The sequence below is a fragment of the Pectobacterium jejuense genome (assembly GCF_026800125.1).
Taxonomy (GTDB): Bacteria; Pseudomonadota; Gammaproteobacteria; order Enterobacterales; family Enterobacteriaceae; genus Pectobacterium; species Pectobacterium jejuense.
Genome location: NZ_JAPQKX010000003.1, coordinates 210,957 through 227,189 on the forward strand (window position 1 = coordinate 210,957; position 16,233 = coordinate 227,189).

The window sequence follows — 16,233 nt, forward strand, 5'->3', positions numbered from 1 at the left end:
TAAGCATGAACATCAATAGCACTATCCTCAGCGGTTACCGGGTACTTCAGGACATTAGTCACCTGTTGGCAGGGAAACAGCACGTTTTATTTGTCACCGACAAAAACATCGTCGGGCTGCCTGACGTTCAGGCGCTGATCGCACAAGTTAAGCAAGCCGTTCCGCAGGTTCTGTTGGTTGATCATGTTCCTGCCGAACCAAGCCAGCACGATGTTGCGCAGATACTGAGCCAACTTAATCAAATCCAGACCGATCTGGTCATCGGCGTGGGCGGCGGCAGCGTTCTGGACGTCGCCAAACTGCTTTCCGTACTGTGCGCGGGCGATGAAACCGTCACGCTGGATAGCCTGCTGGCAGGAGAGAAACCGACTCGCCGCACGACATCCCTGCTTATCCCGACCACCGCAGGAACCGGCTCAGAAGCCACCCCGAATGCCATTCTGGCGATCCCGGAAAAAGAAACTAAAGTCGGCATTATTACGCCAGTGATGCTGCCGGACTACGTTGCGCTGGTGCCGGAGCTGACCATCAGCATGCCGTCACATATCGCCGCTTCAACCGGTATTGATGCGCTCTGCCACCTGATTGAGTGCTTCACCTCAACGATTGCCAACCCGGTCAGCGACAACTACGCACTGATTGGCCTGAAAAAGCTGTTTGCCAACCTCGAAACCTCCGTGCGCGAGCCGAACAACATGGAAGCCAAGCTGAACATTCTGTGGGCGTCCTATTACGGCGGTGCCGCCATTGCCCACTCCGGTACGCATCTGGTTCACGCCATGTCTTACCCGCTGGGCGGCAAGTACCACATCCCGCACGGCGTAGCGAACGCCATCCTGCTCGCCCCTTGCATGCGTTTCGTGCAGGACGCCGCACAGGAGAAATTCGCACAGGCGTATGACCTGCTGCCGGATGCCGATCTGACGCTCAGTACCGCGGAAAAAGCGCAGGCGCTGGTGACCTACTTCAGCGAATTGGTTAAACGACTCAACCTGCCTAACACCTTACAGCAGCTCGGCGTGGAAAAAGACCACCTGCCGTATCTGGTTGATGCCGCGTTACAGGTTCAGCGCCTGATGAAAAACGTGCCAACACAGGTCAGTGCCGACGACGTCCGTGAGGTTTATCTGACTCTGTTTTAAAGCGCGCGGGTTTAGGTAGAACGGTTTTAACTTTTCATCTTTTTGATTACGTGTCACGAGGAAGAACAATGAGTAAAAATATTACCGGCGTACTAACTGCCATCGTCACGCCGTTTGATAACCAGGGCGAATTTAACCCCGCTGCTATGCGTCTTCAGGTTCAGCGCCAGATGCGCTACGGCAACGGTATTTTTTGTAACGGCACCAACGGTGAGTTTTTCGTGCTGCACACCGATGAGAAAGTCGCCGTCACTGAAACCTGCGTTGATGAAGTTGCCGGAAAAGTGCCGGTTGTCGGCCACATCGGTGAAATCTCCACGCGGGAAACCATCAAGCTCGGCAAGCGCATCGCCGCGCTGGGTGTTGATGCCGTTTCGGTCATCACCCCCTATTTCATCCCACTCAAACAGGAAGAACTGATCGCCCACTACACCGCCGTCGCCGATGCGCTGACTGTGCCGGTGTTTCTCTACAACATTCCTGCACGCACGGGGAATACGCTGGCGCCGGAAACCGTCCGCACGCTGGCGGATCACCCGAACATCATCGGCATTAAAGACAGCGCAGGCAGCTATGAAAGCCTGAGCGGTTATGTGCAAGCGGTGAAAGGTGTACAGGGCTTTAACGTATTGAATGGCCCAGACTCGCTCATTCACCAGGGCTTTGTTGACGGCTGCTCCGCCTGTATTTCCGGGCTGGCTAACGTGGCACCGGAACCGATCAGCCAGATTTGGCACCGCTTCAACGCGGGTGACATCGAAGGCTCCCGTCAGGCACAAGAACAGGTTGCCGAGTTGCGTAAGACACTGTACGCCATCGCGTTCTCACCAGCTGTGGTGAAAAAAGCGCTAGCGATCATGGGCGAAGATGTCGGCGTCAGTCGCTATCCGATCCAGTTTTCCGCACAGGATGAAGACAACATCCGCAACATACTTAGTCAATTCTCGCAGTAACAGAGAAATTTCAATTTCCACTTATAGGCCGAGAAGATATGAACCATTTTAACTTTACTGACACCCTCATAATCGTTGGGATGATTGTGTTTTATATCGCATTCACCTCATGGTTAACCTACAAGCTCCGCAGTAAATCGAACACCGAGTTCATGGAAGGTTCACGCGCGCTACCGGCGTTTATCGTCGGTATCCTGCTGATGACCGAGTTCATCGGTGCCAAATCCACCATCGGTACGGCACAGTCCGCCTTTGAGAACGGCTTTGCCGCATCATGGTCGGTGATTGGCGCCGCCATCGGCTTCCCGCTGTTTGGTATGATTCTGGTGAAGAAGATTTATAACACCGGGAAAATCACCATCTCCGGCGCGATTGCCGAGAAATACGGTACCAGCACCAAGAACATCATTTCGATCATCATGATCTATGCGCTGTTGCTGGTTAACGTAGGCAACTACGTCAGCGGCGCGGCAGCCATCGCCACGGTGTTGAAAGTCTCCCTGCCTGTCGCCGCGCTGATCACTGCTGTCGTCAGTACTTTCTACTACTATTTCGGCGGCTTGAAAGGAACGGCCTACATCACGCTGATCCACAGCGCCGTGAAATACGCAGGCGTCATGATCATTCTGTTCGTCGCGTTGAAAATGACGGGCGGCTTCAAGCCAATGATCGAACAAATGCCGGATTACTACTGGACGTGGGACGGTAAACTCGGTGCTGGCACCATCTTCGCCTGGCTGATCGGGACTATCGGTTCTATCTTCTGTACGCAGTTCGTGATTCAGGCCATTTCGTCAACGAAAGATGCCACCAGCGCTAAACGTGCGACCTGGGTTGCCTTCTTCTTCTGTATGCCGATTGCGCTGGCTATCGCGGTCATCGGTGTTGCGGCGAAGTTTGCCCACCCTGAAATCAACAGCCTGTACGCGATGCCAGTCTTCCTGCAAGACATGAACCCGTGGCTCGCCGGTCTGGTCACCACGTCATTGGTCGCCTCTATCTTCATTAGCGTGAGTATGGTGGCACTGGCTATCGTCTCCCTGTTGATTAAGGACTTCTACGTTCCTTACTGGAAACCGACGCCAGAAAAAGAGATGAAAATGACCCGAATCCTGTCGCTTGTCGTCGGTTTCGCGCCGCTCCTCTTCGTTCTGTTCGTCCCTGAGATCCTGAAGCTGTCATTCTTTACGCGTGCCATTCGCCTGTCGATTTCCGTGGTTGCGGTGATTGCGTTCTACCTGCCGTTTTTCAACAGCGCACGCGGTGCCAACGCCAGCTTGATATCAGCCTGCGTCGTCACCTCTGTTTGGTATATTCTCGGCAACCCGTACGGCATCGATAACATGTATGTCGCGTTGGTTACCCCTGCTATCGTCATGCTGATCGACCGCATGATTCCGAACAAAGCGGCCAAAATCAAAATTTCTCAAACTGAAAATAAATCGGGAGCCTGAGTCATGAGTAGCGAAACCATTACCGTGGAACGTAGCGGAAAAATTCATCACGCAGAAGGCGATGCCGCGCGTCTGGATGCCTACATTCCATCGGAATGCCCGCAGAATCATGCGGCCAACCTGCTCCATCTGCCAAACGGCGATGTGCTGTGCGTCTGGTTTGGTGGTACCCAAGAAGGGATTGCGGATATCTCTATCTACATGTCCCGTCTGGTGAAAGGCAGCGATAGCTGGAGTCAAGCCGTTAAACTGTCTGAGGATTCCACGCGTTCTGAACAGAACCCGGTTCTGTTCCTCGCACCGGACAACGTGCTGTGGCTGCTGTACACCGCGCAGAAATCCGGTAATCAGGACACCGCGATTGTGCGCTACCGTCAGTCTACGGATTTTGGTGCCACCTGGGGCGAGATCGGCACGCTGCTCGATCAGCCGGGCACTTTCATCCGCCAGCCTATCACCGTACTGAAAAACGGCGACTGGCTGCTGCCGGTGTTCTACTGCCGCGTTCAGCCGGGTGAGAAATGGGTCGGCAACGATGATGACAGCGCCGTAAAAATTTCCAGCGATCAGGGGAAAACCTGGCAGGAATACCCAGTGCCAAACAGTACGGGCTGCGTGCATATGAACATCACCCCGTTACACGACGGCACGCTGCTGGCGCTGTACCGCAGCCGCTGGGCGGATTTCATCTACCAAAGCCGTTCAACAGATGGCGGTAAAACCTGGTCAGATCCCGTACCGACCGATTTGCCGAACAACAACTCGTCCATTCAGGTGACGACGCTGGAGAATGGCCATCTGGCGCTGGTGTTCAACCACATGAGCGCCGCCGATGCCACCGAACGCCGTCTGTCGCTGTACGATGAAATCGAGGATGAAGAAGACAAAGCCAATAATGCCAAAATGCCGGAAGTGCAAGCCGGTGGTCGTAGCGCCTTCTGGGGTGCTCCACGCGCGCCGATGACGCTCGCCATTTCGGAAGACGGCGGCAAGAGCTGGCCGTGGCAGCGCAATATCGAAGTGGGCGACGGTTACTGCATGACCAATAACTCCACGGAAAAACTGAACCGCGAGTTCTCTTACCCCAGCGTCAAGCAGGCGCAGGACGGTAAGCTCCACGTAGCGTTCACCTACTTCCGTCAGGCGATCAAGCACGTCGTGGTGAGTGAGGAGTGGGTCAAAGCGAACTAAACCACGCAGCTTTTTCTCTTTGTCAGCGGGGGGCGCTCCCCCGCAATACCCTAAATAATTCGAGTTTCAGGAAGGCGGCAAGTGAGGGAATCCCGATGAGCTTACTCAAGTAAGTGATTCGGGTGACTGAATGAAGCCAACGCACATGCAACTTGAAGTATGACGGGTATATCTTCAGGACACTATTATGATTGCAGGAAACCTAAACGCCCTCAAACTCGCCACGCTGCCCGATGCGCTGTGGGCTATTCTGTCCGCACCGGGCATGTCGTTAGCTGAACTGAACGCGCTGCCCGAAGGCCGTTACCAGCCGGAAGGGGCCGACTGGTTCTACAACATCGGCACCGTGAACACCGCGCCGCGCGCCACACGACATACCGAATTTCACAGCAACTACCTCGATATTCAACTGATTCTGGAAGGCGAGGAGATTATCGGTTACGGTCTGAATGATGTGCACGGCCAGCCCGCAACTGAACGTAAGCCGGATCTCTATATTCTAGATAACCCACAGGTGCCGCATCAGATCCACCTGCGGGCAGGCGACTTCGTCACCTTCTATCCGGGCGAAGCTCATCAGGCGCTGTGTGCGATTAACGACAGCCCTGCTCCGGTCAAAAAAGTCGTGTTTAAAATCCCCGTTACGTTGTTGTAATTAAAATGGTTGCATCAGAACGGTTGCATCAAAGCCGTTAAGTCCGCATTAAGGAGACACATCTCATGTCAGCGACAGCCCCTAAACACGCCCTGATTACCGGTAGCAGCTCAGGGATCGGTGCCGCCATCACTCAAAAATTACTGGCGGAAGGCTGGCGGGTAACCGGCCTGTCACGCAAGCCGGGTGACTATTCACATCCACACTTTACCCACCGCGCGGTGGATATCATGGATACGCCCGCGCTGACGGCCATTCTGGACGAGATTACGCAGGTTGATGCCGTCATCCATGCCGCTGGCATCATGAAAGCAGCCCCGCTCGGTCAGCTTTCGCTGGAAGACGGTGAAATGCTATGGCGATTGCATATCAATGCGGCGCAGGTGCTTGCTGACCGTCTGGTCGATAAACTGCCGCAGGGTGGCCGAATTGTGCTGCTGGGCAGCCGCACGTCGAGCGGTTCCGCGGGACGCAGCCAGTACGTCACCACCAAATCCGCGATGATCGGCATGGCAAGAAGCTGGGCGGCGGAACTGGCTCCGCGCGGCATTACGGTAAACATCGTCGCGCCAGGCGCAACAGAAACGCCGATGCTGACGATGCCGGGTCGCCAGAGTTCTCCACCGAAGCTGCCGCCGATTGGGCGCTTCATCCAGCCACAGGAAGTGGCCGATCTGGTGGGCTATCTGCTCTCCCCGTCTGCCGCAGCCATTACCGGCCAGCAGTTGGTGATGTGCGGCGGTGCATCGCTGTAAGCCATCACGATTTCCATAACGACATAACGACATAACTACAGGCCAATATTCTTAAACGGAGATTGGCCTGAATTATTTCTCCGCTTCTTGTCCCCATGTCACTCGCCTATTGTAGAGAGATATTATTCCCTTTCATTACTATGAACACATCCATTCGAAATAATTAACAAAAGAATAATAAAAACACACCATCCAATAAAATAGAATGGGTTGATCTCAATCAATTTATTAACACCATTATTAACCACCATTATATAAATAGCATCTACACTATCTTTAACGTATAAAAACAGAAAATGTAAAAGATTCGCCAACTACTAATAATTTACCCAACTTGACTGGCGAGATAAAATAATAAAATCAAACAATTTATAAATAAAACAAATACATAAAAAATCAAATAACCAAAAAAACAGCACCACCATGAATAGTCATTAAGACATTCAGGGCGCTATTTTCTGCCTATTACACCATTCAGACATGAAATATTTAACTCACCCTATCGCTCTTGATTTAATCGGACAAATAACAACAGGATATTTTCGTATGGATAATGACATGTTAGCACCAGAAAAAAATCATTTCCCGTTTAATAACAGCCTATTAAATAATGAAAAAATGATTACGCCGAGTGGCATAAAAAAATCATCTGGCATAGCAGAACAAGAAACCCTTACGCCACGCATGCAGCGTCTTCGCGCCCGCTATTTAGAGGCACGTCCCAGTATTTCTATTTATCGCGCACTGGCCTTCACCGAAGTGGCAAAGCACAATCCTGGCCTGCCGCCTATTCTGTTACGGGCCAAATCCTTTCGTAAAGCCTGCGAAACGGCACCGATACTGATTCAGGATGAGGAACTGATCGTAGGCCATCCCTGCGGTAAACCGCGTGCGGGGGCGTTCTCTCCCGATATTGCCTGGCGCTGGGTACGTGACGAACTGGACACCATGAGCACCCGCCCTCAGGATCCTTTTCAAATTTCAGAAGAAGACAAAAAAACCATCCGTGACGAGATAGTCCCGTTTTGGCAAGGTCGCTCGTTGGATGAAATTTGCGAGACGCAATACCGTGAAGCGGGCGTCTGGGCATTCAGTGGAGAAACCTTCGTCAGCGATCTTTCTTACCATCAGATCAACGGCGGCGGCGACACTTGCCCCGGCTACGATGTGCTGCTGTTCACCAAAGGTATGGAAGGCATCAAAACCGACGCACAGGCAAATCTGGCTCAGCTTGATAGGAGAGAACCGGAGGATATCGATCGTATCTATTTTTATAAGGCCGCAATTGAAACCTGCGACGGCGTCATGGCCTATGCGCGCCGCATCGCGGCACGCGCACGCGAACTGGCGGCACAGGAAGGTGACGCTTCACGGCGAGCTGAACTTCTGGCCGTTGCAGAAGTAAACGAGAACGTGCCAGCTCATCCCCCCAAAACGTTGCAGGAAGCGCTGCAAAGCATCTGGACGCTGGAGTCGCTGTTTGAAGTGGAAGAGAACCAGACAGGGATTTCACTGGGGCGTGTCGATCAATACTGCTACCCGATGTATGAGGCCGACATTCAATCCGGTCGCCTGACGCGCGAACAGGCACTGGAAATGATGCAGATGTTCATTCTGAAATGTGCGGAGCTGATGTGGATGTCCAGCGAAAGCGGTGCGAAATATTTCGCAGGCTATCAACCGTTCATCAACCTGACGGTCGGCGGGCAGAAGCGTAGCGGAGGCGATGCTTGTAACGACCTGACTTACCTGATCATGGATGCAGTGCGCTTCGTGAAGGTGTATCAACCGTCACTGGCCTGCCGTATTCATAACCAATCTCCTCAGGCGTATCTGGAAAAAATTGTCGACGTCGTTAAATCAGGGATGGGCTTTCCAGCCTGCCACTTCGATGATTCCCATATCAAGATGATGCTGCGCAAAGGCTTCGATTTTGAAGATGCGCGCGACTACTGCCTGATGGGCTGCGTTGAACCGCAAAAATCAGGCCGCATTTATCAGTGGACCTCCACGGGCTACACCCAGTGGCCCATCGCTATTGAGTTTGTCTTAAACCGCGGCCGTATGATCCTGTTTGATCGCGTTCAGGGACTGGACACTGGCGAATTGAGTACGCTGGATACCTTCGAGGCTTTTGATCGCGCAGTGAAAACGCAGATTGCGCACATTATCCGCCTGTCCGCGATTGGCACGGTGATCAGCCAGCGCGTGCATCGTGATGTGGCGCCTAAACCGCTGATGTCCCTGCTGGTCGAAGGCTGTATGGAAAAAGGGCGGGATGTCGCTGCCGGTGGCGCCCTCGTCAATCACGGGCCGGGGCTCATTTTCTCAGGACTGGCGACTTACGTTGATTCTATGGCAGCCATTCGCAAGCTCGTTTATGAAGACCGTCAATACACCTTGGAACAGCTACGTGATGGCCTGTTGGCGAATTTTTCAGGCCATGACGAACTCAGAAGAGACTGCCTGAATGCCCCGAAATATGGCAATGATGATAACGCAGTCGATCAGCTCGCGCGGGATCTCACGGAATGGACGGAAAAAGCGTGCCGTCAGTACAAGATGCTCTACTCCACGTTTAGCCACGGCACATTGTCGATCTCAAACAACACGCCAATTGGTGAACTGACGGCAGCCAGCGCTAACGGCCGACTGGCGTGGATGCCGCTTTCCGATGGTATCAGCCCGACACAAGGGGCGGATACCCAAGGCCCAACTGCCGCTATCAAATCCGTCAGCAAGTTGAACGTCGAAAGCATGAATATCGGCATGGTGCATAACTTCAAATTCCTTAAAGGCATGCTGGATACCCCAGAAGGCCGTAATGGATTGATCGCTCTGCTGAGAACGTCGTCCATTCTGGGTAATGGGCAAATGCAGTTCAGCTACGTTGACGATGAAATATTGAGAAAAGCCCAACAAACACCGGAGCAATACCGTGATTTGATCGTGCGCGTCGCAGGTTATAGCGCCTATTTCGTTGAATTATGCAAGGAAGTCCAGAATGAGATCATCAGTCGCACCATGATCGATAAGTTCTGATCGACAAGCTCTGATCGCCACAGGGCCTAAAGACATCCACAGAATATTGTCGAGCAAGGAAGCTTACGGTGACAGAAGGAGGCATAACAATGAAACCTGCGCAGAAAACCACAGGGCGAATATTCAATATTCAGAAATATTCGATCTACGACGGAGACGGCGTCCGCACGCTGATCTTTATGAAAGGCTGCAATATCCGTTGTCCCTGGTGCGCGAATCCAGAAGGGATCAGCAGCGCCTATCAAATCATGATTTCTCAGGATAAATGCGTAGACTGCGGCAAATGTGCGGACGTTTGCCCGACAGGCATTCACAGCATGCGGGCAGACAGCAAGGGTCAATGGCACCATCATCTCGATCGCACAGCGGACTGCATGGGCTGCCGGAAGTGTGAAACAGCATGCCCGTCAGGTGCGCTGGACGTCATGGGAAAAGAGATGACGGTTGCGGAGCTGATGGAAATTATCATGCAGGATCATCCTTTTTATATGTCCTCTGGTGGTGGCGTCACGCTTAGCGGCGGGGAAATGAGCCTACAAACGAGTTTCGCTGTCGAACTGCTCACCGCCTGCAAGCGCATGATGATTCACACCGCAGTAGAAACACAGGGCACGACCCTAAAATCCCACTACAGCAGATTAGCCGCCGTAACGGATTTATTCCTTTTTGACATCAAGCACATTGATACCCAGCAGCACAAGACACTGTTTGGCATCGGGAATGAAAACATACGGCGTAATCTGGAACATCTGGTCGGACTGGGAGCCGATATCGTCATTCGTATGCCACTCGTTCGCGGCTATAACGATTCGTACGATGCGGTGACCAACGCCATTCACTATGTTCAGACGCTGGCACAGCGCGGCAGTATACGGCGCATCGACGTGCTGCCCTACCACCAGTTAGGCCGTAAAAAGTACGAAAGGTTGGGCATGATTTACCCAATAAAAGAGGATCCCAGTTACAACGAAGAAGAGTTAAATCGTTTGGAGATTTTCTTTAACGAATTTGATTTTGATATTCGTCTGGTTCGTCATTAAAGAGAAAACCGGATCGCGTATTCTTAATATAAGTCAGGAGCAATATATGTCAATTAGAAAGCAATCATGGCTTTGGATGTTATTAGTTATCCTGTCAGAAACGTCAGCCACATCCACGCTAAAAATGTTTGATGATAGTCAGGGGATAACAAAAATAGCGTTATTGGGGGTTATTATTCTGCTGTACTGCGTCTGCTATTATTCGCTGTCAAAAGCCGTAAAACATCTTCCAGTGGGGTTAGCCTATGCAACCTGGTCCGGTACAGGTATTTTATTAGTTTCTACGCTCAGTATTATTTTTTACGACCAACGTCCTGATATTCCTGCCATCATTGGTATGAGCGTGATTGCCACTGGCATAGCAATCATGAATCTTTTCTCTAAAATGGGCGCTGATGAACAGCCCGAAATACTAACTGACAGCGATAAAAACCCGCCATTGAACACAAAAATCATTCATTAAAAATAAGGATGACCATCATGTTAAACGGATTTCTCTGGCTGGCACTTTCCATTGGTTCAGAAATTACCGGCACATCGATGATAAAGAAAACCGATGGATTCAAAAAACGCGCCCCCTCCATTGTCGTGATTCTGGCTTACTGCCTTTGTTACTTCTCGTTAACGCGTGCAATGGGCTATTTACCCGTAGGGGTTGCCTATTCCCTATGGTGCGGTTTTGGCATCGTCGGCGTGACGTTTATTTCGATGCTGCTTTATAAACAAAAACCCGATCTCCCGGCCCTATTCTCTATGGCATTAATTATCAGCGGGGGAATTATCATGAATATGTATTCGAGTATGTAAAAGGTATTGATTTCATTACGTTCCATCATGAGCACTTATCGTCCCGCCCAGCACTATGGTATCTACATCACGGGGCCATTCAGGCCCCACTACACTCGTCCACCGTTATCGGCAGGTAGCATAACATTTAATAAAAATATGAAAATAAAAATTCAAAAATAAAAAATAAAACCCTCCATCCTTATGAAATCATTCATTAATAAAAACCAAACCCAATTAAATTAATAATATGCACCCTACTTAATAGCGACGAATGATTATTTACCCCTTGAACAAAACAAAGTCACAACTATACTGAAAAACTCTTGTAATTGAGAAACCCCATATATTTATTTAATACTATATCCAATACTCTATCGGATGGTGAGCATGTCTTGTAATGATAAATTTAATAAAATCATAGAAATGAAATTATTTGATCCAAGAGTAAGGCATCATATTTCATCACGTGATTATATGGAGTTAACGGTAAAAAGAATGCGGGTTATTTTTCAAGAAGGACTGATTAATAACGAAATGTGGTTGGGGCAAGAAAACCAAGCGCAGTTTGATGAGCTCTGTAAAAATGTCGCTTTATTTGGCACGTTAGATTTATCATTAGGCATATCCCTTGCGGCACACCTCATTGCAGGAAATGTAATATTTACGCAATCCAGCCCCAGTCAGATAAGACAGTATCGAGATGAGGTAATTAACTTAGATCGTATCTATTCTTTTTGCTGCACAGAAATAGCCTGTGGTACTAATTTACGCAATATAAAAACGACCGTCACTTACGATCATCTACAGCACAGACTGATACTCGATTCCCCAACCCCTGATTCTGCGAAATTCTGGATAGGAAATGCACTTTATTCCGCTACCGTCGGCATGGTATTGGCGAGACTGATCGTTAACGATCGTGATGAAGGCATTCATTGGTTTCGAGTACCACTGAGAGATAAAGAAGGTGAGAGTTTACTTACCGGTATCAGTGCTATTTCTTGCGACCCCAAAGGCGGTGTGGAAGGATATCAAATCTCCGGCCTTCGCTTTAATCAGGTCAGTTTGCCCCTTGAGGCGATGATGCAGCGTCATTCTGAAATTACTTCCGATGGCGTATTTTATAGTCAGGCGTCAAAATCCCAACGTTTCGCATCGCTGTTTGAAACCTTTTTGCAGGAACGCATTTTTCCATTGAGCAGCGGTAGCCTGTCTGCAGCAGCCGCACTTTATATTACCTATAAATTTTCTGAACACCGAGTCACATCATTAAAGCCAACATATCAAACCTTAATTATGGAACCATTATTTTGTCAACGATTATACCCCGAGTTACTCAAGGCATTCTCTCTGCACATTTTGAATAATGTTATCATTGAGCAATTCAAAATAAATTGGGAAGATAAAAGCACGCATAAACAATTGCAGATTTTAGTCGCAGTCGGAAAATATTTAGGGTCATCACTCGGGTTGGAAATCCTACGCAAATGCCGGGCGATGTGCGGGGCTCAGGGTCTACATCACTACAACCAAATTATGTCCATGCAGATTGACTATGAGGCTAATATTACCTTTGCCGGTGATAACTCCGTCATGTCTTATCAGATTGCCAAGTATATGATTGGATTAAATAGATTTAAAAATCATGATATTAAACCAGAAAACATCGCACAAGAAATAGAAAAGAAAGTTGTCACTGCCTGCAATCAGCGCCGATTCACCCATGCAGAAGCACAGGCTCTTACCTATACCTACGCACTAGACCTTATTATTCAAAACATCCAAAAAACAGGCATTTTAGATAGTGATATGCTACAAGATCTCAGCAATAGCTTTACACCGTATATGTCAGACACCCTATCTTTCAATGTCATTAACCCGACGATAGAAAAGATAAATTATTTGATGAAGATACTTACTCCACCAATTGAGTTAATTACCGCACCAATCATTACCCCTAATTACACAGAAGAGTTTACTTCAGAACTTTACGCGATGTCATAAATAGTCAATTAACATTTCACCTGCCTCCCGGAGAAATACATCATGAATGTACCTATATCTAATCTGATAGATAGAGATGATAGCGCAAAGTCAAAACAAATCAGAAAAGTCATTATTGAGCATGGTAAGGAACTGCGAAATAAATATCCTATTCTAAATCATCAGGATCTATTAGGATTTAGTGCCTTAACTGCAATCACAGTCGTGATGGTGCTCAGTTCCTTATTCTATTTTTATGGCTATCTTCCCTGGTGGGCTTGCCTGATAGTCAATACGCTATGTATTTCTGTTGCACATGAAATTGAACATGACCTAATCCACAATTTATATTTCAGAAAAAATCGTTTTATACACCATATGATGATGACCATAGTCTGGCTAATGCGTCCCAGCACAGCCAGTCCATGGATGAGGCGTGACGTACATCTACTGCACCATCAGGTATCAGGATCTGAACATGATGTAGAAGAGAAGTTTTTAGGTAATGGTAGAAAGTGGGGGCTTCTGCGAATTTTAATGCTCAGTGATTTAGTTGTCGCCGCCGTTGTTATGATGAATAATGCTAAAACGCCTTTGGAGAAAAAGAAACTGCTTTCATTCTCCGTCAAAGCGTTTTTCCCCTTTGCCGTAATCTACTCGGTAATATGGTATTCTTTTTTAATTTTTCACGGCATAAACCTTTATTTTATATTAACAGAAAACCCAGTAATCTGGTCTGAAACCATGATGAGCACCATTCACTTTATTAATATCTCCGTGGTAATCATTGTTGGCCCAAATATGCTATGGTCATTCTGCTTACATTTTATCTCGTCAAATCTGCATTACCATGGTGACAATGAAAGCGGAAATGTCATTCAGGAAACACAGGTTCTTAACCCCTGGTGGCTCTATCCCATTAATTTCTTCTGTTTTAACTTTGGCAGCACACATGCAATACATCATTTTGTCGTGAATGAACCCTTTTATATAAGGCAGCTATCAACCCCCGTGGCGCATAAAGTCATGAGGGATATGGGCGTTCGGTTTAATGATTTCGGTTCTTTCAGTCGCGCAAACCGCTGGAGCAAGAATCAATAATGAAGAAAGGCGGCACTTTCTGAAGCGTGGCATAGGATAGTGGCTGCCAACCATCGCAATATATCAACGGCCGAAATCTCTGTTTTGGCCGTTGATACTCAGTGCGAGTCTCTTTTCAGGAAAAACACGATCATTTTGCCCAATAGCGATGCAACGTGCAGCATAACACGCCTCTCCGGCTAGCTGCTGGCACGCGGTTCAAAGATAAACTTCACCTTTTCCTGTACGGGGGGATGCTCGTCGTTGTCCATCATCGCGAGCACCAGACGCCCAACCTCCGCACCCAGCTTTTCATAATCAAGCCGCATAGCGGTCAGCGCCGGGAACGTGTGTTCACATTGTTCAGAGCCATCCAGACAGGCAATCGCCAGATCGTAAGGGACTTTCATCAGGCGGCGCTGGCATTCAAAGAGTGCACCCAGCGCAATCTCCTCATGGCTACAGATAATCGCATCCAGCTCCGGCTGGTTTTGTAGCAGTTCCGTCATGGCATAGCGGCCAAACTGCAGGCTGGGGGCTTCTGGGATCGTAATTTTCAAATCCGCATTGTGATAGTGCGCCAGCATGGCTTTATTCCAGCCATTCAGCTGCTGTTTTTGCAAACGGTTATCCGTATGAGCGCCGATATAAGCCACATGACGATACCCCTTTTCCAGCAACGACATCGTCAGTTGCTCTGCCGCTTCGGCAAGGGCAATATCAATATTGATGTTCGCACTCAGCGCGTCAGCACCGGAAACGTTCACCGTAATGACGTTACTAGCCTGGATAATGTCTCGGGTTCGCTGTGAGAGTTGCGCGCTGAATAGCACCAGTGCCGCTGGCCGCTGCTGCAGGAGTTTTTCGACCATTCCCGCTTCGGTATGCTGGCGATATTCATGGCAGCCCATGATTAACGGAACGTTATGTTTGCCCACCGCCTGTTGCAGCGCCTGCACAAAACGCACGCTGGCGCGGTCTTGCTGAAAAGGATAAAGCACAGCGATAGCGGGTTGATAGGCTGATGCCAGCGCGCCTGCGGCCTGATTCGGTACATAGCCCAGCGTTTTTATCGCGTCATTGATTTTCTTCTGTGTGGCATCGGAGACCAGCCCTGGCTCCCGCAACGCGCGGGACACCGTCATCGCGCCGACACCAGCATGGCTCGCAATGTCCTGTAGCGTCACGCGACTCGTACTCTCGGTGAGCTGGCTGGCCTCTTGATTGGGTTCATAGCCTAATGCTCTGGCGGCCAGTTCCACTTTGCTGCGTAACTTTTCAGAGACCAGATCGGGTTTGCGCATCACGCGCGATACCGTCATCGTCCCTACGCCCGCGTAGTCGGCGACATCCTGTAGCGTAACCTTACCGGTACTGCGACGCTTACGCATGCTCACTTCCTCTCCATTCGTCATTTTCTCATCGCACGGTCGCGATAACAGCCTGTTACGTCATTGCCTTCAGGCTAGCGTGAAGGGCGAACACCCCGATTTCCCGACTCATTCACGCCGTGTTATCGCCGTTCATAGTGTGCCTGTGACGACACGGGGGAACAAATAATGGCCCCGCTTGTGCTAAGCAGGTCACAGTTAATGATAGCCATATCAGTTAGCGCTATCTTTTTAGATGTTAATCACATTATTTTCGAAGCTGGCACACTATCCTGCGTTCAGAATGATACAGAGGTGACTCTAATGCTTAACACTTTACTAACACCAGACGTTGTTCAGATTTTACCTGCCTGTGATGACTGGCGTCACGCTATCGCCTTGTCCTGTAAGCCTTTACTGGATAACGGTTCGATTGAACCCACCTATGTTGAGGCGATCTACCGCTCTCATGAGGCCATCGGTCCTTACTACGTCGTCGGCCCGGGAATTGCCATGCCGCATGCGCGCCCGGAAGACGGCGTGAACCAACTCGCCGTCAGCCTGACGCTGATTCGCGACGGCGTGGTTTTCCATTCCGAAGGCAACGATCCCGTACATTTATTGATTGTTCTGGCCGCCACGGACAGCAATAGCCATATCGATATTATTTCACAGCTCGCTCAGTTGTTCGACACGCCTGATGACGTCGCCGCGTTAATTAACGCGACGGAAGTCGAACAGGTGCTTTCCGTTATTTCTCGTTATTAATTGCCACCAGA

General features: G+C 49.6%; 14 protein-coding genes. 13 read left to right on the forward strand and 1 reads right to left on the reverse strand.

Annotated features, from left to right (window positions below):
- The first annotated feature begins 5 nt into the window (after positions 1-5).
- The 12 genes from NXT09_RS07370 to NXT09_RS07425 all read left to right on the forward strand — a co-directional run bounded on the left by NXT09_RS07370 (position 6) and on the right by NXT09_RS07425 (position 14,105).
- Entirely contained in the window at positions 6-1,142 is a 1,137-nt protein-coding gene (locus tag NXT09_RS07370) for an iron-containing alcohol dehydrogenase (RefSeq protein WP_268579292.1), read from the forward strand.
- A gap of 68 nt (positions 1,143-1,210) precedes the next feature.
- Positions 1,211-2,095, forward strand: a complete 885-nt coding sequence (locus NXT09_RS07375) for a dihydrodipicolinate synthase family protein (RefSeq protein WP_039470120.1) — start codon at positions 1,211-1,213, stop codon at positions 2,093-2,095.
- Positions 2,096-2,133: 38 nt separating this feature from the next.
- Positions 2,134-3,549, forward strand: coding sequence for a sodium:solute symporter family protein (locus tag NXT09_RS07380; RefSeq protein ID WP_205551605.1), 1,416 nt, complete (start codon positions 2,134-2,136; stop codon positions 3,547-3,549).
- A 3-nt stretch (positions 3,550-3,552) separates the two neighbouring features.
- Entirely contained in the window at positions 3,553-4,740 is a 1,188-nt protein-coding gene (locus tag NXT09_RS07385; RefSeq protein ID WP_268579293.1) for a sialidase family protein, read from the forward strand.
- Between the two features lie 187 nt (positions 4,741-4,927).
- The gene (locus NXT09_RS07390) at positions 4,928-5,395 is read left to right on the forward strand and encodes a NanQ anomerase/TabA/YiaL family protein (protein WP_268579294.1); all 468 of its coding nucleotides are present in this window, start codon (positions 4,928-4,930) and stop codon (positions 5,393-5,395) included.
- Between the two features lie 65 nt (positions 5,396-5,460).
- A complete protein-coding gene (locus NXT09_RS07395; RefSeq protein ID WP_240583746.1) occupies positions 5,461-6,150 on the forward strand; it encodes an SDR family NAD(P)-dependent oxidoreductase in 690 nt (229 codons plus the stop codon).
- Positions 6,151-6,696: 546 nt separating this feature from the next.
- A complete protein-coding gene (gene cutC, locus NXT09_RS07400) occupies positions 6,697-9,192 on the forward strand; it encodes a choline trimethylamine-lyase (RefSeq protein ID WP_306417464.1) in 2,496 nt (831 codons plus the stop codon).
- A gap of 89 nt (positions 9,193-9,281) precedes the next feature.
- Positions 9,282-10,232: a choline TMA-lyase-activating enzyme gene (cutD, locus tag NXT09_RS07405; RefSeq protein WP_268579296.1), complete on the forward strand. Its 951-nt coding sequence runs from the start codon at positions 9,282-9,284 to the stop codon at positions 10,230-10,232.
- Between the two features lie 46 nt (positions 10,233-10,278).
- Complete coding sequence (locus NXT09_RS07410; protein WP_268579297.1) at positions 10,279-10,695, forward strand: DMT family transporter; 417 nt, start codon at positions 10,279-10,281, stop codon at positions 10,693-10,695.
- 17 nt (positions 10,696-10,712) lie between these two features.
- Positions 10,713-11,039, forward strand: a complete 327-nt coding sequence (locus tag NXT09_RS07415) for a DMT family transporter (RefSeq protein ID WP_224073132.1) — start codon at positions 10,713-10,715, stop codon at positions 11,037-11,039.
- 369 nt (positions 11,040-11,408) lie between these two features.
- Positions 11,409-13,025 (forward strand): acyl-CoA dehydrogenase family protein, encoded by a 1,617-nt coding sequence (locus NXT09_RS07420; RefSeq protein WP_268579298.1) that lies wholly within the window; start codon positions 11,409-11,411, stop codon positions 13,023-13,025.
- 42 nt (positions 13,026-13,067) lie between these two features.
- On the forward strand, positions 13,068-14,105 hold the full coding sequence (locus NXT09_RS07425; protein WP_268579299.1) for a fatty acid desaturase: 1,038 nt from the start codon (positions 13,068-13,070) through the stop codon (positions 14,103-14,105).
- A 179-nt stretch (positions 14,106-14,284) separates the two neighbouring features.
- Here NXT09_RS07425 and NXT09_RS07430 read toward each other — a convergent pair whose 3' ends face one another.
- The gene (locus NXT09_RS07430; RefSeq protein ID WP_205551622.1) at positions 14,285-15,475 is read right to left on the reverse strand and encodes a LacI family DNA-binding transcriptional regulator; all 1,191 of its coding nucleotides are present in this window, start codon (positions 15,473-15,475) and stop codon (positions 14,285-14,287) included.
- A 303-nt stretch (positions 15,476-15,778) separates the two neighbouring features.
- Between NXT09_RS07430 and NXT09_RS07435 the strand changes: the two genes are divergently transcribed.
- A complete protein-coding gene (locus NXT09_RS07435; protein WP_010286817.1) occupies positions 15,779-16,222 on the forward strand; it encodes a PTS sugar transporter subunit IIA in 444 nt (147 codons plus the stop codon).
- Positions 16,223-16,233: the final 11 nt, after the last annotated feature.